At 62.0% G+C, this 22,537-nt stretch carries 16 protein-coding genes; 10 read left to right on the forward strand and 6 right to left on the reverse strand.

Features of this window, described 5'->3' with window-relative positions; all coding sequences use genetic code 11:
* The first annotated feature begins 184 nt into the window (after window positions 1–184).
* From recC to HDC32_RS30880, 6 genes are read left to right on the forward strand one after another with little or no spacing between them, the layout of a single operon-like run.
* Window positions 185–3,634 carry an exodeoxyribonuclease V subunit gamma gene (gene recC / locus HDC32_RS30855; RefSeq protein ID WP_184746592.1) on the forward strand — a complete coding sequence of 1,150 codons (3,450 nt, stop codon included), beginning with the start codon at window positions 185–187 and terminating at the stop codon, window positions 3,632–3,634.
* Window positions 3,631–7,305: an exodeoxyribonuclease V subunit beta gene (recB, locus tag HDC32_RS30860; protein ID WP_184746594.1), complete on the forward strand. Its 3,675-nt coding sequence runs from the start codon at window positions 3,631–3,633 to the stop codon at window positions 7,303–7,305. Before recC ends, recB begins: the two co-directional genes overlap by 4 nt.
* Window positions 7,302–9,407 carry an exodeoxyribonuclease V subunit alpha gene (gene recD / locus HDC32_RS30865; protein WP_184746596.1) on the forward strand — a complete coding sequence of 702 codons (2,106 nt, stop codon included), beginning with the start codon at window positions 7,302–7,304 and terminating at the stop codon, window positions 9,405–9,407. The genes recB and recD overlap by 4 nt, the downstream gene beginning before the upstream one ends.
* A gap of 12 nt (window positions 9,408–9,419) precedes the next feature.
* Window positions 9,420–9,986 (forward strand): YfiR family protein, encoded by a 567-nt coding sequence (locus HDC32_RS30870; RefSeq protein WP_184746598.1) that lies wholly within the window; start codon window positions 9,420–9,422, stop codon window positions 9,984–9,986.
* Window positions 9,983–11,245, forward strand: a complete 1,263-nt coding sequence (locus HDC32_RS30875; protein ID WP_184746607.1) for a diguanylate cyclase domain-containing protein — start codon at window positions 9,983–9,985, stop codon at window positions 11,243–11,245. The genes HDC32_RS30870 and HDC32_RS30875 overlap by 4 nt, the downstream gene beginning before the upstream one ends.
* A gap of 4 nt (window positions 11,246–11,249) precedes the next feature.
* Window positions 11,250–11,741 (forward strand): OmpA family protein, encoded by a 492-nt coding sequence (locus tag HDC32_RS30880; protein WP_145338526.1) that lies wholly within the window; start codon window positions 11,250–11,252, stop codon window positions 11,739–11,741.
* A gap of 164 nt (window positions 11,742–11,905) precedes the next feature.
* Here the strand turns inward: HDC32_RS30880 and HDC32_RS30885 are convergent, their stop codons facing one another.
* Window positions 11,906–12,853, reverse strand: a complete 948-nt coding sequence (locus HDC32_RS30885; RefSeq protein WP_053134031.1) for a LysR family transcriptional regulator — start codon at window positions 12,851–12,853, stop codon at window positions 11,906–11,908.
* Window positions 12,854–12,984: 131 nt separating this feature from the next.
* Between HDC32_RS30885 and HDC32_RS30890 the strand changes: the two genes are divergently transcribed.
* Together HDC32_RS30890 and mmsB are read left to right on the forward strand one after the other, a co-directional pair.
* Entirely contained in the window at window positions 12,985–14,502 is a 1,518-nt protein-coding gene (locus tag HDC32_RS30890; RefSeq protein WP_131700223.1) for a CoA-acylating methylmalonate-semialdehyde dehydrogenase, read from the forward strand.
* A 14-nt stretch (window positions 14,503–14,516) separates the two neighbouring features.
* Entirely contained in the window at window positions 14,517–15,404 is an 888-nt protein-coding gene (gene mmsB / locus HDC32_RS30895) for a 3-hydroxyisobutyrate dehydrogenase (RefSeq protein ID WP_184746610.1), read from the forward strand.
* Between the two features lie 81 nt (window positions 15,405–15,485).
* Here mmsB and HDC32_RS30900 read toward each other — a convergent pair whose 3' ends face one another.
* A complete protein-coding gene (locus tag HDC32_RS30900; RefSeq protein WP_003230905.1) occupies window positions 15,486–15,830 on the reverse strand; it encodes a cupin domain-containing protein in 345 nt (114 codons plus the stop codon).
* A gap of 384 nt (window positions 15,831–16,214) precedes the next feature.
* Between HDC32_RS30900 and kynB the strand changes: the two genes are divergently transcribed.
* The gene (gene kynB / locus HDC32_RS30905) at window positions 16,215–16,865 is read left to right on the forward strand and encodes an arylformamidase (RefSeq protein WP_167656697.1); all 651 of its coding nucleotides are present in this window, start codon (window positions 16,215–16,217) and stop codon (window positions 16,863–16,865) included.
* The gene (kynA, locus tag HDC32_RS30910; RefSeq protein ID WP_184746612.1) at window positions 16,862–17,719 is read left to right on the forward strand and encodes a tryptophan 2,3-dioxygenase; all 858 of its coding nucleotides are present in this window, start codon (window positions 16,862–16,864) and stop codon (window positions 17,717–17,719) included. Before kynB ends, kynA begins: the two co-directional genes overlap by 4 nt.
* A gap of 106 nt (window positions 17,720–17,825) precedes the next feature.
* On the opposite strand, the gene HDC32_RS30915 is transcribed toward kynA, so the two are convergent.
* The 4 genes from HDC32_RS30915 to antA form a co-directional block, all read right to left on the reverse strand.
* Window positions 17,826–19,229 (reverse strand): amino acid permease, encoded by a 1,404-nt coding sequence (locus HDC32_RS30915; protein ID WP_184746614.1) that lies wholly within the window; start codon window positions 19,227–19,229, stop codon window positions 17,826–17,828.
* A 57-nt stretch (window positions 19,230–19,286) separates the two neighbouring features.
* On the reverse strand, window positions 19,287–20,294 hold the full coding sequence (gene antC, locus HDC32_RS30920) for an anthranilate 1,2-dioxygenase electron transfer component AntC (protein WP_145338521.1): 1,008 nt from the start codon (window positions 20,292–20,294) through the stop codon (window positions 19,287–19,289).
* Between the two features lie 67 nt (window positions 20,295–20,361).
* Complete coding sequence (gene antB, locus HDC32_RS30925) at window positions 20,362–20,853, reverse strand: anthranilate 1,2-dioxygenase small subunit (protein ID WP_053131958.1); 492 nt, start codon at window positions 20,851–20,853, stop codon at window positions 20,362–20,364.
* Window positions 20,853–22,244 (reverse strand): anthranilate 1,2-dioxygenase large subunit, encoded by a 1,392-nt coding sequence (gene antA / locus HDC32_RS30930; RefSeq protein ID WP_131700229.1) that lies wholly within the window; start codon window positions 22,242–22,244, stop codon window positions 20,853–20,855. Before antA ends, antB begins: the two co-directional genes overlap by 1 nt.
* Between the last annotated feature and the right edge of the window lie 293 nt (window positions 22,245–22,537).

Consider the following 22,537-nt stretch of genomic DNA (forward strand, 5'->3'; position numbering starts at 1 on the left):
CGATGGTAGTGTGGGGTTTCCCCATGTGAGAGTAGGTCATCGTCAAGATTAAATTCCGAAACCCCATTTGCGAAAGCAGATGGGGTTTTGTTTTGGGCGGTCGAAAAGTGCGAAGAGGCGCCTCGGGGTGGCCTTCAGTGCTAAAGTCCATGCCCTCGATTTTGCTTTTCCCAAGGAAGCCGTTATGCCGGATGCGACGTCCCTCAGCGCTGGATTCATGGTGGTTCACGGCAACCGCTTGGACGAACTGCGCAGCCTGGTGGTGAGTTGGATGCGCCGTTATCCCCTGGCGCCCCTGGAAAACGAAATCGCCCTGGTACAAAGCAACGGCATTGCTCAGTGGCTCAAACTGGCCTTGGCTGAAGACCCGGAAGACGACGATATGGGTGGCTGCGGAATCGCCGCAGCCATTGATGTACAGCTCCCCGGCAGCTTCATGTGGCAGCTCTATCGCATGGTCCTGGGACGTGACGAAATCCCTCCAAAATCCCTGCTCGATAAAGCCCCGCTCACTTGGCGTCTGATGCGCCTGCTCCCGGAACTCATCGATCAACAGCACTTCGAGCCGTTGCAGCGCTTCTTGACCCACGACTCTGACCTGCGCAAACGCTACCAACTGGCGGAACGCCTGGCAGACCTGTTCGACCAATACCAGGTTTACCGCGCTGACTGGCTGGAAGACTGGGCTGCCGGTCGCCACCAATTGCGCAACGGCCGAGGCGAGCCCAAGCCCCTCAACCCTGCCAACTGCTGGCAAGCCGAGTTATGGCGTGCGCTGTTGTTGGACGTAGGTGAAGAAGGCATGGCCGAAAGCCGCGCCGGCGTGCACCAGCGTTTCATCGAACGTATCAATGCCCTTGAGCAAGCACCAAAGGGGCTACCTTCTCGGGTGATTGTCTTCGGCATTTCTTCCTTGCCCGCCCAAGCGCTCGAAGCGCTGGCCGGTCTGTCCCGTTTCAGTCAAGTCCTGCTGTGTGTGCACAACCCGTGTCGCCACCATTGGTCCGACATCGTGGCCGACAAAGACCTGCTGCGTAACGAATACAAACGCCAGGCGCGCAAAGCCGGCATGCCCGTTACCATCGATCCACAAACCCTGCACCAGCACGCCCATCCGCTGCTGGCCGCCTGGGGCAAACAAGGTCGCGACTACATCAGCCTGCTGGACAGTTACGACGATCCCAACAGCTACCGCGCCGCTTTCCGCGATGGTCGAATCGACCTGTTCAGCGACAGCGAACCCACCACACTGCTCAACCAGCTTCAGGACGATATCCTCGAACTGCGCCCACTCAACGAGACTCGCGAACTATGGCCCGCTGTCGATCTAGAGCGTGATACATCCATCCGCTTCCACATTGCCCACAGCGCCCAACGCGAAGTCGAGATTCTCCACGACCAACTGCTCCAACGCTTCAGCGCCGACCCCACGCTTCGCCCAAGGGACATCATCGTCATGGTCCCCGACGTCGACAGCTATGCGCCGCATATTCGCGCGGTATTCGGTCAACTGGACAGAATCGACCCCCGCTTCATCCCCTTCACCCTGACCGATCAAGGCCAGCGCGGCCGAGATCCCCTGCTGATCGCCGTCGAACACCTGCTCAAACTCCCCGATAGCCGCTTTCCCGTCAGCGAGATTCTCGACCTGCTGGACGTCCCGGCCTTGCGCGAACGCTTCGCCATCAAGGAGCGCGATCTGCCTACGCTGCACCGCTGGATCGAAGGCGCCGGTATCCGTTGGGGGCTCAACGCCGAGCAACGTGCGGGACTCGGCTTGCCGAGTAAGCTGGAACAAAACAGCTGGCGATTTGGCCTTCGCCGTATGCTTCTAGGCTATGCCGTCGGCACCGGTGCGGCCTGCGAAGGCATTGAGCCTTACGACGAAATCGGCGGACTTGATGCGGCCTTGATCGGCCCGCTGGTCGCTCTACTCGATGCGCTCAGCGATGCCCATCAAGCACTGTCACAACCCGCAGCGCCCCACGAATGGGGCGAACGTCTGCAACGCCTGATGCAACTCTTCTTCCTACCCAGCAGCGAGCACGACGACTACCTCTTGGGTCAGCTCGAGCAACTCAGGGAAACCTGGTTGGAAACCTGCGAGTCCGTCGGCCTGCAGGATGAGTTACCGCTTACTGTAGTCCGCGAAGCCTGGCTGGCCGGCCTGGACCAAGGCCGTCTGTCCCAGCGCTTTCTCGCCGGAGCTGTCAATTTCTGCACCCTGATGCCCATGCGCGCCATCCCCTTCAAACTCGTCTGCCTGCTCGGCATGAACGACGGCGACTACCCACGCGCCCAACCACCGCTGGATTTCGACCTGATGGGCAGCGACTACCGTCCCGGCGACCGTTCGCGCCGCGAAGACGACCGTTACCTGCTGCTCGAAGCCCTGCTGTCCGCCCGCGACCAGCTCTATATAAGCTGGGTCGGCCGTAGCATCCGCGATAACAGCGAGCGCCCGGCCTCTGTACTCATCGGCCAACTGCGGGACCATATCGCCAGCGGCTGGCACAACGCACAGGAAACACCGCTGCTGGACGCGATGACCCAGGAACACCCGCTCCAACCCTTCAGCGCCCGCTACTTCCACGAAGGTGATCCGCTGTTCAGCTACGCCCGCGAATGGCAGTTACTCCACGCCGCCCCGGATGCCGTTACACAGGAAGACCAACTGGCGCAGCACCAACAGGAGGAGCCCCTGAGCCTCGGCCAGTTACAGGATTTCCTGCGCAACCCGGTCAAACACTTCTTCAGCCAGCGTCTGAAAGTGTTCTTCGAAGCCGCCGAAGTGCCCTTGGCCGATGAAGAACCCTTCGTGCTTGACGCGCTGCAACGCTACAGCCTGAGCGATAGCCTGTTGAACGCTGCGCTGTCCCAACCCGAGCACCTCGACCAGGCCCTTAACGCCCAGGCCCTGCGGTTGCAAGGCAGTGGCCTGTTGCCGATGGTCGGTTTCGGCGAGTGCCTGCGCAACGAACTCATTGAGCCCCTGCCTGATTTGTTGCAACGCTACCAGCACTTGCTGGCTCTCTGGCCAACGCCACACACCGCTGCAGAACCGATCAGTTTCGAGCATCAAGGTATAGCGCTGGAAGGCTGGATCAGCGGCCTGCATCGCCGCAGTGACGGTGGATTGCTAAGTGTCACCACCATCCCCAATAGCATCGGATCGATCAAAACACGCAAATGGCATCGCCTGATACGTCCTTGGGTCAATCATGTGGTGGCCTGCGCCTGCGGCCTGTCGTTGAGCACAGGGCTGGTGGCCAGCGACGATACGTTGCTACTGGCCCCGCTGGATAAGCCCATCGCCCGGGAAATCCTCGGCAACCTGCTGCTGGCCTGGCACAGCGGCATGAGAGAACCGCTCCCGGTAGCCGTCAAGACCGCTTTCGCCTGGCTCAGCCAAACCGATCCGGTCAAAGCCCACGCAGCCGCGAGCAAAGCCTATGAAGGCGACGGCCTGACCACCGATGGCGAGCGCCGCGAAACCCCGGCGCTCACCCGACAGTTCCCCGATTACGCCGCCCTGGTCGCCAGCGAAGAGTTCGAAGGCTGGTGCGAAACCTTGTATCGACCGCTCATCAACGCCCCATGGCGATCACTCACAGGCGAGGAGGCCGGCGCATGAGCAGCAAACCCTTGGCCCTGGCCTTCCCGTTGCATGGCAGCCAGCTGATTGAAGCCAGCGCCGGCACTGGCAAAACCTTCACCATCTCCGCCTTGTACCTGCGTCTGGTACTGGGCCACGGTGGCGATGAGTCCGGTTTCGGGCGTGAACTGCTGCCGCCGCAAATCCTCGTGGTCACCTTTACCGATGCCGCTACCAAAGAGCTGCGTGAGCGCATCCGCATTCGCCTGGCCGAAGCCGCGCGTTTCTTCCGCGAGGAGATTGAACAGCCCGACGCGCTGATCGCCGACCTGCGTGCGCAATACCTCCCCGAGCAATGGCCCGCCTGCGCCAACCGCCTGGACATCGCTGCCCAGTGGATGGATGAAGCGGCGGTTTCCACAATTCACAGTTGGTGCCAGCGCATGCTGCGCGAACACGCGTTCGACAGCGGCAGCCTGTTCACCCAGACCCTGGAAACCGACCACAGCGACCTGCTGGGCGAAGTGTTGCGCGATTACTGGCGGTTGTTCTGCTACCCCATGCATGACGATGCACTCAACTGGGTGCGTAGCAACTGGGGTGGCCCCGCGGCGTTGATGCCACGCGTGCGCGCACTGTTCGGCAGCGAACGGTCGCCGGATGAAACCCGCGAACCCGCCGAGTTGATCAACGCTTGCCTGCAAGAACGCCGCGAAGCATTGATAAACATCAAGGCTCCCTGGCAACAATGGGCCGCCGAGTTGCGCGAAATCTGCCTGCAAGCGGTGGCCGCCAAAGCCGTCGACGGCCGCAAGATGCAAGCGCGTTACTTCGAGCCCTGGTTCGAAAAGATCAGCGCTTGGGCCGTTGACGAAACCCTGGAACAGTTGGACATCGGCACCGGCTTCACCCGCCTCACTCCCGACGGCATGGCCGAAGCCTGGAAGGGCGACCCGCCGCAACACCCCGGCATCGACGCCATGGCCGGCCTTAAAGCCGCCCTCGACGCGCTGCCAACCCCCGACGCTGCCGTGTTGCAACACGCTGCCGGTTGGGTGGGTAAGCGCTTCGAAGAAGAAAAACGCCGTCGTGCCGAAATGGGCTTTGACGACATGCTGATTCGCCTCAACGCTGCCCTGCAAGCCGATGGCGGCGAGCGCCTGGCCAGTGTGATCCGCGAGCAGTTCCCGGTGGCCCTGATCGACGAGTTCCAGGACACCGACCCGGTGCAATACAGCATCTTCGACAGCATCTACCGCATTGAAGAGAACCACCTCGACAGCGGCCTGTTCCTGATCGGTGACCCCAAGCAAGCGATCTACGCCTTCCGTGGCGCCGATATCTACACCTACTTGCGCGCGCGTAAATCCACGATCGGCCGTCACCACACCCTGGGCACCAACTTCCGTTCCAGCCATGCGATGGTCGAGGCAGTGAACCATGTGTTCCAGCGGGCGGAAACGGGTCGGGGCGCGTTCCTGTTCCGGGAGTCGAATGGCGACAACCCGGTGCCGTTCCACCCGGTGCTGTCACAAGGCCGCAAGGAAAGACTGCAGGTCGACGGCCAAACGTTGCCGGCGATGAACCTTTGGCACCTGGCCACCGACCAGCCGGTTTCCAACGCGGTGTACCGTCAGCAACTGGCTGGCGCCTGTGCCTCGCAGATTGTCGAGTTGCTCAACGGCGGGCAGCAAGGTACGGCTGGTTTCCTGCAACCGGACGACAGCTTCAAAGGCGTACTGCCGTCGGACATCGCCATCCTCGTGCGCGACGGCAAGGAAGCCCAAGCCGTGCGCGCCGAGTTGGCCGCCCGTGGCGTGCGTAGCGTGTACCTGTCGGACAAGGACTCTGTCTTCGCCGCCCAGGAAGCCCACGATCTGCTCGCCTGGCTCAAGGCCTGTGCCGAGCCGGATGTCGAGCGGCCGCTACGGGCTGCCCTGGCTTGCGTCACCTTGAACCTGTCACTGCCGGAACTGGAGCGTCTGAACCAGGACGAACTGGCGTGGGAAAGCCGCGTGATGCAGTTCCGTGGCTACCGCGCGATCTGGCGCACCCAAGGCGTGCTGCCGATGCTGCGTCGCCTGCTGCACGACTTCAAACTGCCGCAAACCCTGATTGCCCGCAGCGACGGCGAACGTGTGCTGACCAACCTGTTGCACCTCAGCGAGTTGTTGCAACAAGCCGCGTCGGAACTGGACGGTGAACAGGCGTTGATCCGCCACCTGGCCGAACACCTCGCGTTGTCCGGTCAAGCCGGTGAAGAGCAAATCCTGCGCCTGGAAAGTGATGAGCAACTGGTCAAGGTCGTGACCATTCACAAATCCAAGGGCCTGGAATACGACCTGGTCTTTCTGCCTTTCATCTGCTCGGCCAAGCCGGTCGACGGCAGTCGCCTGCCGCTGCATTACCACGATGAACACGGCAAATCCCACGTCAGCCTGCGCCCGACCGCCGAGTTGATCGCCCAGGCCGACGATGAGCGCCTGGCCGAAGACCTGCGTTTGTTCTACGTGGCCCTGACCCGCGCCAAACACGCCTGCTGGCTCGGCGTTGCCGACCTCAAGCGCGGCAACAGCAACAGCTCGGTATTGCACCTGTCGGCGCTGGGTTACTTGCTCGGCGCGGGTGCTTCGTTGAGCGAATCCGCCGGCCTCGCGCGTTGGCTGCTGGATCTGCAGGACGGCTGTCCGGCCATCCACTACGTCCCTGTGCCCGACGCCCAAGACACCCTGTTCCACCCGCCGCGCAACACCGCCAACTTGCTCGCGCCCTTGTTACCTAAACGCAAGGCCGCCGAGAACTGGTGGATCGCGTCCTACAGTGCCTTGCGCATTGGCGACAGCATGAGCGTCGCCCACCTCGAAGCGCCCGAAAGCCCACAGGCGCAAAAGCTGTTCGATGACGAACGCCTCGATCCCGACGCACCGCGTGAAGTGGCAGCGTCCGGCGCAGACATTCACCGTTTCCCACGTGGTCCGAACCCCGGCACCTTCCTTCACGGTCTACTGGAGTGGGCCGGGGAAGAAGGCTTCAACGTGACCTCGCAAGCGATCGAACAAGCCGTAGGCGCGCGCTGCAATCGCCGTAACTGGGAAGGCTGGATCGTCACCCTCAGCGAGTGGCTGGGCCATCTGCTGCACACGCCGCTGTCGGTGGATAACGACCAGATCGCCCTGAGCAGCTTGCAGCACTACCAGATCGAAATGGAGTTCTGGTTCGCCAGTCATAAAGTCGACGTGCTCGCCCTCGACAAGCTGGTGTGCCAGTACACCCACAACGGTGTGTCCCGTGTCTCTGCCGAACCGGTGCTGCTCAACGGCATGTTCAAGGGTTTTATCGACCTGACCTTCGAACACGATGGCCGCTACTACGTGGCTGACTACAAATCCAACTGGCTCGGCCCTGACGATTCGGCCTACACCCAAGACGCCATGGAACAGTCGATCATCGAGCATCGGTACGACCTGCAATACGTGCTTTACCTGCTCGCGCTGCATCGTCAACTCAAGGCACGCCTGCCGGACTACGACTACGACCGTCATGTCGGCGGCGCGCTGTACCTGTTCCTGCGCGGCACCCAGGCTGTCAGCCGAGGGGCGTTTTTCACCCGGCCGCCACGGGAGCTGATCGAAAGCCTGGACCTGCTGTTCCAGGGCAAGCCCATCCCGCCCAAGGCTGAGCCCGCCTGGGAACAAGGAGTGTTGTTATGAGCCTGTCGCCGTTACCGCTTGAGGCGTTAGCGCCTTTGAGCCGCGCCGCCGACCTGGTGCACCTGCTGGAGCGTTGGGTTGAGCGTGGTTGGCTACGGGCGTTGGACAAGGCCTTCGTGGGCTTCCTGCACGAACTCGATCCGCAGGCCGACCCTTTGGTGTTACTGGCGGCGGCGCTGACCAGCCATCAACTGGGCCACGGCCATGTGTGCCTGGACCTGTTCGAAACCCTCAAAGCGCCGGATTTTGCCCTGTCCTTGCCGCCCGAAGGCGACCTGCAAACCGGCGCCATGCTGCTGCCGTCGCAATTGCTCGACGGCCTCGACGGTGCCCATTGGTGTCATGTACTGGCCGCCAGCCCGTTGGTCGCCCTGGCGGTGGACGGCAGCGAATCGGCACACAGTCGTCCCTTGGTACTGTCGGGCAAACGCCTGTACCTGCGCCGCTACTGGACCTACGAACGGCGCATCGACACTGCCCTGCGCCTGCGTCTCGCCACCCAGGAAAGCGTCGCCGCCGATTTACCCCAGCGCTTGAATAGCTTGTTTGACCAGCCGGCGCCCGATGGCGTGATCGACTGGCAGAAACTCGCCTGCGCCCTGGCCACCCGCGGTGCATTCAGCATCGTCACCGGCGGCCCCGGCACCGGCAAGACCACCACTGTGGTGCGCCTGCTCGCGCTGTTGCAGGCGCCGGCCGTAGAGTCCGGCAGCCCGTTGCGCATCCGCTTGGCCGCGCCGACCGGTAAAGCCGCCGCGCGTTTGACCGAATCCATCAGTCAGCAAGTACTGTCGCTGACAGTGCCGCAAAGTGTGAAGGAAAAGATCCCGACCCAGGTCACCACGGTTCACCGCCTGCTGGGCAGCCGTCCGGGCACTCGGCACTTCCGCCATCACCTTGGCAATCCGTTGCCCCTGGATGTGCTGGTGGTGGACGAAGCCTCGATGATCGATCTGGAAATGATGGCTAACCTGCTGGACGCATTACCGCCCCATGCCCGCTTGGTGTTGCTGGGCGACAAGGACCAACTCGCCTCGGTAGAGGCCGGCGCCGTACTCGGTGATTTGTGCCGCGACGCCGAAGCCGGCTGGTACAGCCCCCACACCCGCCAATGGCTGCAAACCGTCAGCGGCGAAGACCTCAGCGCCAGTGGCCTGCACGAAGACCTCGAGGGCAGCCATCCCCTGGCGCAGCAAGTGGTGATGCTGCGCTATTCGCGCCGGTTCGGCGAAGGCAGCGGCATCGGCCAACTGGCGCGCTGGGTCAACCAGCAAAACGCCGACGAGGCGCGCAAGCTGCTGGCCGCGCGCAGCCACAGTGACCTGTTCTGCCTTAGCCTCAAAGGCGAGCACGACCACGCCCTGGAGCGCCTGGTGCTGGACGGGCAGGGCGACGGCGCCCAGGGTTATCGCTATTACCTCAACCTGCTGCACAGCGCGCGGCCCGCCGTCGACACCCCGCGTGACGACCCCGCCTGGACCCACTGGGCCCAACAACTGCTGCAAGCCTTTGATGCGTTCCAACTGCTCTGCGCCGTGCGCAAGGGCCCTTGGGGTGTGGAAGGGCTGAACCTGCGCATCACGGCCGCCTTGCGCAAAGTGCGGCTGATCGAGGGGGACGAGCAATGGTACGAAGGCCGCCCGGTGTTGATGACCCGCAACGATTACGGCCTGGGCTTGATGAACGGCGACATCGGCATTGCCCTCAAACTGCCTGAAAGTGATGGCGGGCCCCAGGTGTTGCGCGTTGCTTTCCCACGTAACGATGGCCAGGGTGGCGTGCGATTTGTACTGCCCAGCCGTCTCAATGATTTGGAAACCGTGTACGCCATGACCGTGCACAAATCCCAGGGTTCGGAGTTCACCCACACTGCACTGATCCTGCCGGACGCGCTGAACCCGGTGCTCACCAAAGAGTTGATCTACACCGGCATCACTCGCGCCAAGCGCTGGTTCAGCCTGATCGAACCCCGTGGCGGCGTGTTTGAAGAGGCCGTGCGACGCAAGGTCAAACGCTTGAGTGGGTTGATGCTGGAGTTGGGTCAGGAGTCAGAACTATCTGATGCTGTGCTATCGTTGCGGCATCACCCCGAAAACACCTGAGAGAATCGCTGCATGAACGTGGCCGTCTCGCCCACAGGGCGTAGTTTGAGCTGGAGACGCCTGCTGCTGGTGGCGGTTCTATGCCTGCTGGCGCCCCGCGTATTTGCCGAGGCCCCAGGCCCGGCTGACCAGCGCGCCCAGGCGGTCACCCAGGTGGTACTCGGTATCCTCAGCTATGCCCGCTGGCCAGTAGAGCCTGAGCAACTGCGCCTGTGCATCGTCGGCCCGACCCAATACACCGACGACCTGATCAAAGGCACCATCCAGGCCACCGGCCGTCCGGTCGTGGTGCGGCGCCTGCTGGCCGACCATCCCGATATCGTCAACGCCTGCGACGCCGTGTACATCGGCAAACTCAGCAATGACGAACGCAGCCGCCTGTTTGCCTCATTGATCGGCCACCCGGTGCTCAGCATCAGCGAAGGCGGCGACCAGTGCACCGTGGGCAGCCTGTTCTGCCTGCAGGTGGGGGATGAGCAAGTGTCGTTTGAGGTCAACCTCGACTCGGTGGCGCGCAGCGGCGTGCGCATTCATCCCAGCGTGTTGCAACTGTCCCGGCGCCGGGCGCCCGCCTCATGAAAGCGGTGAACGTACGACCTACCCTGCGTTCCGTCATCGGCCGAGGGCACCTGATCCTCGCGCTGATGGCGGTGACCCTGGCCAGTGTGTCCCTGACCCTGCTCGGCGTATTGGCGCTACGGGTCTATGCCGAACATAACCTGCACCTGATCGCCCGCTCCATCAACTACACCGTGGAGGCGGCGGTGGTGTTCAATGACAGCGCCGCAGCCACCGAAGCTCTCAGCCTTATCGCTTCAACCGAGGAAGTCGCCGAGGCCGAAGTATTCGATGCCAGTGGCAAGCTGTTGTCGTATTGGACGCGCCCGGAAACCGGGATGCTGTCGCGGGTAGAACTGGAACTGGCGCACGCCTTGCTCGAACAGCCCATCATCCAGCCGATCCTCCATCAGGGGCGCACCATCGGCAGCATTCACCTGACCGGCCACGGCGGCAGCCTGTTGCGCTTCCTGCTCAGCGGCCTGGCGGGGATCCTGATCTGCACCGCCCTCAGCGCCTGGGTTGCCCTGCACTTGGCGCGGCGTCTGTTGCGCGGCATTACGGAGCCGCTGCAAAGCCTCGCCGCCGTGGCCCACGCCGCCCGCAGCGAGCGCGACTTTGACCGCCGCGTGCCGCCGGCCCGCATCGCCGAACTCGACAGCCTGGGCAGCGACTTCAATGCCTTGCTCGGCGAGATGCAAGCCTGGCAAAACCACCTGCAAAGCGAAAACGAAACCCTCGCCCACAAGGCCAACCACGACAGCCTTACCGGTCTGCCCAACCGCGCATACTTCGAAGGCCGCCTGATTCGCGCGCTGCGCAGCGCCGCCAAAGCCAAGGAACAGGTGGCCGTGCTGTACCTCGACAGCGACCGTTTCAAAGAGATCAATGACAGCTTCGGTCATGCCGCAGGTGATGCCGTGCTGGTGGCCGTCGCCGAGCGCGTGCGTGCGCAATTGCGTGAAGATGACCTGGTGGCGCGCCTGGGCGGTGACGAGTTCGCCATCCTGCTGGCGCCGCTGCACAAGGTGGAAGACGCCCAGCGCATCGCCGACAAAATCATCGCCAGCATGGACATGCCGATTGCGGTGCCTGGCGACACCCAGGTGTTGACCTCCCTCAGTATTGGTATCGCCCTCTACCCCGAGCATGGCGTCACACCTGGCACCTTGCTCAATGCCGCCGATGCGGCGATGTACCAGGCCAAACGTTTGTCGTCGGGCGGCCAGCAAACGGCGGAGTCGGAGAGCCCCGTCGTCAACGTTCAACACAGGAGCTGATCCCTTGTTCTCTACCGCGCGTTTTATCTTTATCACCCTGCTGGTGGCGTTGCTCGCCCTTGGCGGCTGCCAGACGGTACCCTCCAAAGGCCTGACCCCGGCGCAAGTCGCCGTCCTCAAGCAACAGGGCTTCGAGCTTACCGATGACGGCTGGGCGTTCGGCCTGTCCGGTAAAGTGCTGTTTGGCAGTGACGTCGAAACCCTTAACCAACCCAGCACCGACATCGTCCAACGCATCGGCAAGGCCCTGCTGGACGTAGGCATCGAGCGTGTACGCATCGACGGCCACACCGACGCCTCGGGCACAGAGACCTACAACCAGCAACTGTCCCTGCGCCGCGCCCAAAGCGTGGCGACGGTGCTGCAAGGCGTGGGCATGAAAGAAGACAACATCCAGCTGCGTGGGCTGGGCAGCAGTAAACCCGTGGCCACCAACGACACAGCGGAAGGGCGTACCGAGAATCGACGGGTGGCGATTGTGGTGATTGCGGACTGAGCCGGCAGTCCGATTTCAATCTGAAATCCAATCAAAATGTGGGAGGGGGCTTGCCCCCTCCCACATTTGAACGATGTTCGCTTAACTGCCCGGCGTCATCGCCTGCGTCAAGTCACCCACCACGGCCTTGCCCATCTCTCAGAGACACCGCGCAGCCCAGCCCTTTAATCCGCAAACCGAATCTCCCTTGTCTCCCCCATCAACAACCCCTGGTTCTGCTCCGTCACCTCGCGGATGTAATCCCACAGCAACGTAATCCGCTTCAACTTCCTCAGATCCTCACGGCAATACATCCAAAACTGACGAGTGATTGAAATCTGCTCCCCCAGCACCGGCAGCAACCGTGGATCCTGCGCCGCCAGAAAGCACGGCAAGATCGCCATCGACCGCCCTTGCTGCGCCGCCACGTATTGCGCAATCACGCTGGTACTGCGCAGGCTGGCGCTGGCGCCGGGCACGACGTTGGCCAGGTACAGCAGCTCCGAACTGAAGGCCAAATCATCCACATAGCTGATAAACGGATGCTCGGCCAAATCGGCCGGGCGCTGGATGGGCGGGTGTTGGTCGAGGTATTCCTGGGTCGCGTACAGCTGCAGTTTGTAGTCGCACAGTTTGCAGCACACGTAGGGCCCGTGTTCCGGGCGTTCCAGGGCGATGACGATGTCGGCTTCGCGCTTGGACAGGCTGATGAAGTGGGGCAGCGGCAGGATGTCGACCGAGATGGCCGGGTAGGTGTCGACGAAGTGGCTCAACTGCGGGGTGACGAAGAAGCTGCCGAAGCCTTCGGTGCAGCCCATGCGCACATGGCCGGACAGCGCCACGCCGGAGCCGGACACCTGCTCGCAGGCCATGTGCAGGGTGCTTTCAATGGACTCGGCATACCCCAGCAAACGCTGGCCTTCGGGGGTGAGGACGAAGCCGTTGGTCCGGGACTTTTCGAACAGCAGGGTACCGAGCGACACTTCCAATGAGCTGATGCGCCGCGACACGGTGGTGTAGTCCACCGCCAGGCGCTTGGCCGCGACGCTGGCCTTGCGGGTGCGGGCCACTTCCAGGAAAAACTTCAGGTCATCCCAGTTCAGGGAACCCAGCGATGTGATGTTTTTTTGCATATTGGACCGGCTTTTATGTGCGTTCTTATTAGAGATTTGCACATCTATACTCCAAAAACAGTCCGAACGCCTCATTTCTCAAGGCGGTTTACGCGCCTTGTCTCTGCATAAATATAAGAGTTGGAGACCACATGAACGCATCTGCCGATATTTCCGTGCAACAGGTCAAGTTGCTGATCAATGGTGAGTGGGTCGAGTCCAAGACCACCCATTGGCAAGACATCGTCAACCCGGCCACCCAGCAAGTGCTGGCCAAAGTCCCGTTCGCCACGGCCGATGAAGTCAATGCTGCCATCGACGCCGCCCATCAAGCCTTCCAGACCTGGAAGCTGACGCCCATCGGCGCGCGCATGCGCATCATGCTCAAGCTGCAAGCCTTGATCCGTGAGCACTCCAAGCGCATCGCCGTGGTCCTCAGCGCCGAGCAGGGCAAGACCATTGCCGATGCCGAGGGCGATATTTTCCGTGGCCTGGAAGTGGTGGAGCACGCCTGTTCCATCGGCACCCTGCAAATGGGCGAGTTCGCCGAGAACGTCGCCGGTGGTGTTGATACCTACACCCTGCGCCAACCCATCGGCGTGTGTGCCGGCATTACCCCGTTCAACTTCCCGGCGATGATTCCGCTGTGGATGTTCCCGATGGCCATCGCCTGCGGTAACACCTTCGTCCTCAAGCCGTCCGAACAAGACCCGCTGTCGACCCTGCTGCTGGTGGAGCTGGCGCTGGAAGCGGGCGTACCGGCGGGTGTGCTCAACGTGGTGCACGGCGGCAAGGATGTGGTGGATGCGCTGTGCACCCATAAAGACATCAAGGCCGTGTCCTTCGTCGGCTCGACCGCTGTCGGTACTCACGTCTACGACTTGGCGGGCAAGCACGGCAAGCGCGTGCAGTCGATGATGGGCGCCAAGAACCACGCCGTGGTGCTGCCGGATGCGAACCGCGAACACACCCTCAATGCCCTGGTCGGTGCCGGTTTCGGCGCGGCGGGCCAGCGTTGCATGGCCACCTCGGTGGTGGTGCTGGTGGGCGCAGCCAAGCAATGGCTGCCGGATCTGAAAGCGCTGGCGCAAAAGCTCAAGGTCAACGCCGGCAGCGAAGCGGGCACGGATGTCGGCCCGGTGATCTCCAAGCGCGCCAAGGCCCGCATCCTGGAGCTGATCGAAAGCGGCGTGAAAGAAGGCGCCAAGCTTGAGCTGGATGGCCGCGACATCCAGGTGCCGGGCTTCGAGCAAGGCAACTTCGTCGGCCCGACCCTGTTCTCGGGTGTGACAACCGATATGCAGATCTACACCCAGGAAATCTTCGGCCCGGTGCTGGTGGTGCTGGAAGTCGACACCCTCGACCAGGCCATTGCGCTGGTCAACGCCAACCCCTTCGGCAACGGCACCGGCCTGTTCACCCAGAGCGGGGCGGCGGCGCGTAAATTCCAGAGCGAAATCGATGTGGGCCAGGTCGGCATCAACATCCCGATCCCGGTGCCGGTGCCGTTCTTCAGCTTCACCGGTTCCCGTGGCTCCAAGCTCGGCGACCTCGGCCCGTACGGCAAGCAAGTGGTGCAGTTCTACACCCAGACCAAAACCGTCACCAGCCGCTGGTTCGACGACGACACGGTCAACGATGGCGTCAACACCACCATCAACCTGCGCTGATTCGGGAGACGACCATGAAGATTGCATTTATCGGCTTGGGCAACATGGGCGCGCCCATGGCCCGCAACCTGATCAAGGCCGGCCATGCGCTGAACCTGTTCGACCTGAACCAGACGGTGCTCAAGGAACTCGCCGAGCTGGGCGGCCGCATCAGCAGCTCGCCGCGTGACGCTGCCCAAGGCGCCGAGCTGGTGATTACCATGCTGCCGGCCGCCGCCCATGTGCGCAGTGTCTGGCTGAATGAAGACGGTGTATTGGCCGGGATCGGCAACGGCGTGCCCGCAGTGGACTGCAGCACCATCGACCCGCAGACCGCGCGCGATGTCGCCGCTGCTGCCGCCAAGCAAGGCGTGGTGATGGCCGATGCACCGGTCTCCGGCGGCACGGGCGGCGCCCAGGCGGGCACCCTGACCTTCATGGTCGGCGCCACCCCGGAACTGTTCGCCACCCTGCAACCGGTGCTGGCGCAGATGGGCCGCAACATCGTGCATTGCGGCGATGTGGGCACCGGGCAAATCGCCAAGATCTGCAACAACCTGCTGTTGGGCATCAGCATGGTCGGCGTCAGCGAAGCCATGGCCTTGGGGGACGCGCTGGGCATCGACACCCAGGTGCTGGCCGGCATTATCAACAGCTCCACCGGGCGCTGCTGGAGTTCCGACACCTACAACCCCTGGCCGGGCGTGATCGAAACTGCGCCGTCGTCCCGTGGTTATACCGGTGGGTTCGGCGCCGATTTGATGCTCAAGGACCTGGGCCTGGCCACCGAGGCCGCTCGCCAGGCCAAGCAACCGGTGATCCTCGGTGCCGTGGCCCAGCAGTTATACCAATCGATGAGTCAGCGTGGGGAAGGGGGCAAGGACTTCTCGGCGATTATCAACAGCTATCGCAAACCCAAATAACCTTGTAATGGAGGCTTACTGTGGCGATCGGGCTGGCCCCGCTCGCCACAACAACGTCAAATTGCCCGCTTTGGAAGCGACTCAAGCAAACACAAAATACTTACGCACCGTCTCAACCACTTCCCATGTCCCCTTCATCCCCGGTTCCACCACGAAAATATCCCCAGCGCGCAGATGGATCGGCTCCATCCCCTCAGGGGTGATCACGCAGTAGCCTTCCTGGAAGTGGCAGTATTCCCACTTCACGTATTCCACGTACCACTTGCCCGGGGTGCAGATCCAGGTGCCCATGATCTTGCTGCCGTCTTCGCTGGTGTAGGCGTTGAGGTTGACGGTGTGCGGGTCGCCTTCGAGCTTTTCCCATTTGCAGGCATCCAGGACCGGCAGGGGATGGGTGTCGCGCAATACGGTGATGGGCTTGGACATGATGACTCCGAGGCAGGGAATGGAAAGATGCACCCTAAGGCCTTGGGCGTTGCGCCAGTGGTCTGAACTCGACATCGGGATGCCCAGAAGCGCAGGTGAATGCGACTCCTCTGGCCGTGTGCAGTCAATGTGGGAGGGGGCTTGCCCCCGATGGCGGAGGGTCAGTGGACACATAAGTGACTGACACACAGCTATCGGGGGCAAGCCCCCTCCCACATTAATCCTTGGTGGCAGCTCCACTGTGGCCAGGCAATACTTCTGAGCGTAAATAGGCCATTTCCTCGCAGTAAGTGCGAAAGATTTCCCGCTTTACGCAGGAATTCGCAAGAAAATTCACGTCTGGCCCTCGTATCATTCACCCCAGTAACCGCCGAGAGCCTTTAAATGAACCCAATAAAAACGTGGTGGGACATCAGCCCGCCCTTGAGCACGGCGACCCCGACCTGGCCGGGCGATACGCCGTTCCAGGAAGAGCGTGTGTGGCAGTTCGGCCCGGAGTGCCCGGTGAATGTCGGGCGCATTACCTTGTCGCCGCACACCGGCGCCCATGTGGATGCGCCGCTGCATTACAGCGCGGACGGTGCACCGATTGGCGAGGTGTCGCTGGACGTGTACATGGGCCCGTGCCGGGTGCTGCATTGCCTGGACAGCGGCGCGCTGGTACAGCCGCATCAGTTGGAAGGGCGTGTGGATAACTTGCCCGAGCGCGTGCTGTTGCGTACTTATCCACAAGCACCGCTGACCGAATGGGATTCGAACTTCACCGCCATCGCCCCGCAGACCATTGAACGGCTGGCCAGCCTGGGGGTGCGCCTGATCGGTATCGACACGCCCTCCCTGGACCCGCAACAGTCCAAGACCATGGATGCCCACAACGCCGTGGCGCGGCATGGCATGGCGATCCTCGAAGGCATCGTGCTCGACGACGTACCGGAGGGCGACTACGAACTGATCGCCCTGCCGCTGCGTTTCGCCAACCTGGACGCCAGCCCGGTCCGTGCCATTCTCCGTCCGCTCAAGGAGCCCTCGCGATGAGCCAATGTCCTTTCTCTGCCGACTACCAGCCACCGGAAGAATGGCATAACGCCGAACTGAATTTTTCCGAGTCCATGAGCTATGGCGACTACCTGGACTTGGGCAAAGTCCTCAGCGCCCAGCACCCGCTGTCGCCGGACCACAACGAAATTCTCTTCATCATCCAGCACCAGACCTCCGAGCTGTGGATGAAACTGATGCTCCACGAACTCAAGGCCGCCCGCGAACACGTGCGCCTGGGCGAATTGCCGCCGGCGTTCAAGATGCTGGCGCGGGTATCGCGGATCTTCGATCAACTGGTGCACGCTTGGGCCGTGCTGGCGACCATGACGCCGTCGGAATACAAGGCGATTCGCCCGTTCCTGGGACAGTCGTCCGGGTTCCAGTCGTTCCAGTACCGCGAGATCGAATTTATCCTCGGCAACAAGAGCGCGGCGCTGCTGCGGCCCCATGCCCATCGGCCTGAATTGTTGCAGGCGTTGCAGGTAGCGATTGCCACGCCGTCGCTGTATGACGAAGCGGTGAACCTGATGGCCAAGGCGGGCCTGGCGATTGACCCCAAGCGCGCCGAGCGCGACCCGACGGCGGCGACCGTTCACGATGAGTCGGTGGAGGCGGCGTGGCGCGAGGTGTATCGCGACCCGAGCCGGTATTGGGACTTGTACCAGTTGGCCGAGAAGTTTATCGACCTGGAAGATTCGTTCCGCCAATGGCGCTTCCGGCATGTGACCACGGTGGAGCGGATTATCGGCTTCCAACCCGGCACCGGCGGCACCGAGGGCGTGGGTTACCTGCGCAAGATGCTCGACACCGTGCTGTTCCCCGAGCTGTGGCGAGTGCGCTCCACGCTGTAAACGCAATCAAATGTGGGAGGGGCTTGCCCCCCGATGGCGGAGGGTCAGTGGACACATAAGTGACTGACACACTGCTATCGGGGGCAAGCCCCCTCCCACATGGATATTACTGCGCAGCGGCGACCGCTTTCGTCTTACTCACTCGCAACCGGTAGGCCACATAGATAATCCCCACCCAAACCGGCATCGCATACACCGACTCGCGAATGCCCGGGATCGCCAGCATCACGCTGATGATCATCAGCATGAACGCCAGGCACAGGTAGTTGCTGAACGGGAACCAGAAGGTCTTGAACGACGGCGTCACACCTTGCTCACCCATGGCTTTGCGGAACTTGATGTGGGTGATGCTGATCAGCGCCCAGTTGATCATCAGCGAGGCAACCACCAGCGCAAACAGCAACTCCAGCGCACTCTTCGGCGCCACGTAGTTGACCACCACGCACAGCATCGTCACCAACGCCGAGATCGCCAGGGCCCGCAGTGGTACGCCTTGCTTGTTGAGCTTCATCAGCGCTTTTGGCGCATCACCTTGCTCGGCCAGGCCGAACAGCATGCGGCTGTTGCAGTACACGCCGCTGTTGTACACCGACAGCGCCGCGGTCAGCACCACGAAGTTGAGGATGTGGGCGGCGGTGTCGTTGCCGATCAGCGAGAAGATCTGCACAAACGGGCTGCCGCTGTAGGCATCGCCCGACGCGCCGAGGGTTTGCAGGAGTTGATCCCATGGGTACAGCGACAGCAGCACGGTCAATGCGCCGACGTAGAAAATCAGGATCCGGTACACCACCTGGTTGATCGCTTTCGGGATCACCTTGCGTGGCTCGCTGGCCTCGGCAGCGGTGATACCCACCAGCTCCAGGCCGCCGAACGAGAACATGATGAAGGCCATGGACATCAACAGCCCCATGCCGCCATTCGGGAAGAACCCTCCGTGGCTCCACAGGTTGCTGATGGACGCTTGCGGGCCGCCGGTGCCGCTGAACAGCAGGTAGCAGCCGAGCACGATCATGCCGACAATCGCCACCACCTTGATGATCGCAAACCAGAACTCGGTCTCACCAAAGAATTTAACGTTCAGGGTGTTGATCAGATTCACCGCGACAAAGAACACCAGTGCGCTGACCCAGGTCGGGATCTCCGGCCACCAGAACTGGATGTACTTGCCCACGGCGGTCAGCTCGGCCATGCCCACCAGCACGTAGAGTACCCAGTAGTTCCAGCCGGCCAGGAAGCCCGCGTAACCGCCCCAGTATTTGTGGGCGAAGTGGCTGAACGAGCCGGCCACCGGTTCTTCGACGATCATCTCGCCGAGCTGGCGCATGATCAGGAACGCGATGAAACCGGCAATCGCGTAGCCCAGGATCATCGACGGCCCTGCCGACTTGAGTACCCCGGCCGAACCGAGGAACAGCCCCGTGCCAATCGCCCCGCCCAAGGCGATCAACTGAATATGCCGGTTCTTCAGGCCACGCTTGAGGCCTACCGGGTTAACCATGTCATCCGCCATTAACGTTCCCTTCTACTTGTTTTTCTCGGGGTAGAACCCCTCAGAAGTGCTGAGGCGTCAGATATTACTCTGCGTAAACTTTTCGTAATACAGCTGAACGCCATCAAGTGCCTGATCCGCCAGCCATTGTTGGATGGATTCGACCATCGGAGGGGGGCCGCACACGTACATATCCGCCAATCCGTCGCGCAATTCGGCCAGGTCGAAATGGTCGGTGAGGTAGCCGCGCTTGCCAGGCCACTCGGGCGACGGTGCGCTCAGCACTTCGGTGTAGCGAAAACCGGGGATTTTCGAGGCGTATTGATGGATACGCTGCGCTTCGCATAAATCCTCAGCCCCGCGCACGCCGTAATACAGGTGCACGGGCTGCTCGCAGCCCGTGGCGGCCAGTTCATCGAGCATGCCGAGCAAGGCTGACAATCCGGTACCGCCGGCCACCAGCACCAACGGTTTGCTGACATGACGCAGGTAGAACGCACCCAGCGGCGCCTCGATCAGCAACGCATCGCCGACGTGGCAACGGTCACGCAGGTAGTTGCTCATCACCCCATCCGGCAGCAGGCGGATCAGGAACTGCAGCTGATTGCCCGGCAGGTTGGCGAAAGAGTAGGAGCGCCAACCGTCCGTGCCGGGCACCGAGATGCGCGCATATTGACCCGGTAGAAAATCCAGCGACGCGTCCAACCGCACCGTCAAGATCGCCGTACTGGCCGACACCTGCTGCACCTCGCTCACCGTGCCGCGCACCTGCACCGGCCCCGGCGCATTGCACAGGCTTGAATCAAAGTCGAAGTAGAACGCCGCGTCGGACTTCACTCGGGTCTGGCAACTGAGCATCTTGCGCTGTTGAAGGTCGAGGCTGGAGAGGGCTTCCTCGTCCACATAGTCCTGGGTGTAATCCCCCGACTCGCACCGGCCCTGGCAGGTGCCGCACACGCCTTCGCGGCAATCCAGGGGGATCTTGATGCCATTGCGCAGTGCCGCATCCAACAGGATTTCATTCGCGCCCACCGGAAAAAACAGAGTCTTGCCGTCGGCAAAACTGAAGGCCACTTTGTGATTCATGTAGGGGCTCCGCATATTGATGACGTGCGCACAACCTGTGGCAAGCCCGCTCGCCACAAAGGCGTGTTCATAGGTGATAGAAATCCAGCACCGAATTGATGGTGTCGTTAAGCAGCAGCGCATGCTTGCGGGTGATCAGCCAGCTGTCGCCATGGGGCTTGAGGCGATAGGTGGCATGCCCGTAGAACTGCTCCGAAGTCGCCAGCCGATAGAACAGCGTGTGCCAGTTCAACCGGACCTCCAACGTGCCATCCGCCTGCTCGGCGATGCGCACGTTGTTGATCAGGTGCAAGGTGCGCGGCATCGGTGTGGCAGACGCCGCTTTGCCGGTGCGCAGGCGGAACACGCGGTCTTCCAGGCCCGAACGGTTGGCGTAATAGATCAGTGACATCTCACGCTTGGGGTCGCGGGTGTAGACGTGCTCCGAGTCCCATTGCGGCAGGTGAAATTCGCTCTGCGGGTCGAACAACTGCACATAGGCGTCCCAGTCCTGGGCGTCGCACAGCTCGGATTTACGGTAGAAAAACTGCTCGATCCGGTACTGCAATGGCGCATTCATCATTTCACCTCCCGCAGTTTCAGCGCTTGTTGATCCAGGCCCTGGAGCAGGAACTGCTGCCAGTTGCGGTGCTGGTTGACGTACAGGCCTTCATGGGTGAACTCGGTGCCGGTCATGGCCGGTTGGATGCCGATGGCCTCGCTGTTCGGCGTTGGCCCGGTTTCCCAGCGATGGCTGCCGCGTGAAATATCGCTCCAGCGTTCCAGGCGGCCCTGGAAACCACGCTGGGCTTCGCGAAACTCCACGAGGTCGTCCGGCGTACCCATGCCCGAGACGTTGAAGAAGTCCTCGAACTGGCGAATACGGTTTTCGCGGTCGGCGTCGGATTCGCCCTTCACCCCCAGGCACTGGCTGATGATCTCGGTCTTGTTCCACGCCACCGGGCGGATGATGCGCAACTGCGAGCTGATCTGGTCGAGGAAGAACAGGCTCGGGTAGATATTCAGGTTGCGCAGGCGGTGCATCATCCACTCGGCCTTCTGCTGGCCGTGCTCTTGCACCAGGCGCGGCATGATGGTGGCGTAGCCGGAGCGCACGCTGGGGTTGGGCATGTCGCTGAACAACACGCTGTGGCCATTGTTGAAGGCGAACCAACCGTCATCGGTGTTGGCGTCGCCGGCGCCGAGCTTGCTGTAGTCCAGGGTGCTGGCGGACCCGGTGCCGTTCTCGGTATTCACCTGCTGGCGATGCTGCACCGTGGCCACGTAGTTGTAGTGCACGGTGCTGACGTGATACCCGTCCAGGCCGTTTTCGTTTTGCAGTTTCCAGTTGCCGTCGTAGGTGTAGGCAGACTTGCCCGGCAGCACCTCCAACTCACCGGTGGCAGACTGCGCGACCATCATGTCGAAGAACACTTTGGCGTCGCCGAGGAAGTCTTCCAGGCTGTCACGGCCATTCACATCCAGGCTGATGAAGACAAAGCCCTTGTAGCTGTCGATGCGCGCCTTTTTCAGGCCGCGTGTCGCCTTGTCGAAACCTTCCGGATATTCCCCCGGCGCCTTGACCTTCACCAGCCGGCCATCGCTCTTGTAGCACCAGGCGTGGAACGGGCAGGTGAAGGTCGACTGGTTGCCCTTGCCGACCCGGGTGAGGGTGGTGCCGCGATGCTGGCAGGCGTTGACCAGCGCATTGAGCCGGCCCTCGCCATCGCGGGTGATGATCATCGGCTGGCGCCCGGCACGCATCGTCACGAAGTCGTGATGATTGGCCAGTTCGCTTTCGTGGCAGGCGTAGATCCAGTTCTTCTCGAAGATCAGCTCCATCTCCAGGTCGAACAGCTCGGGCTCGGTAAACATGTCGCGGGCGATACGGAACACTGCGTCTGCCGGACGAAAATCCAGGCAGCTTTCGATAAAGCTTTTCCATTGCTCGACGCTTCTTGCACCACTCATGGGAGGCACCTTTTGATCATGGCTAAACAGGTGAGCCATTAAGAGGCTGCGACAAGGTGGCGGGCTATCCACTTAATGGGGGAAGGTGGGCCGCAAAGTTGGGCAGCAAATACCCACGGCGGTGCGGGCGGTGACGCGACGCGCTACCGTCTGGCGAGGCAAAGGGCGTCAACACCTGCGGTTTATCCACATAGTTGGCGGTTGCTATCCACCCGGTTGCAATCGGGCCGGCGTGGCGTAGAACTTGCTGTGGAACCACAACGACGCGCCGCCAGAGCGCGCAACAGCCTAAC

The sequence above is a fragment of the Pseudomonas sp. JAI120 genome, from assembly GCF_014207255.1.
Lineage (GTDB): Bacteria > Pseudomonadota > Gammaproteobacteria > Pseudomonadales > Pseudomonadaceae > Aquipseudomonas.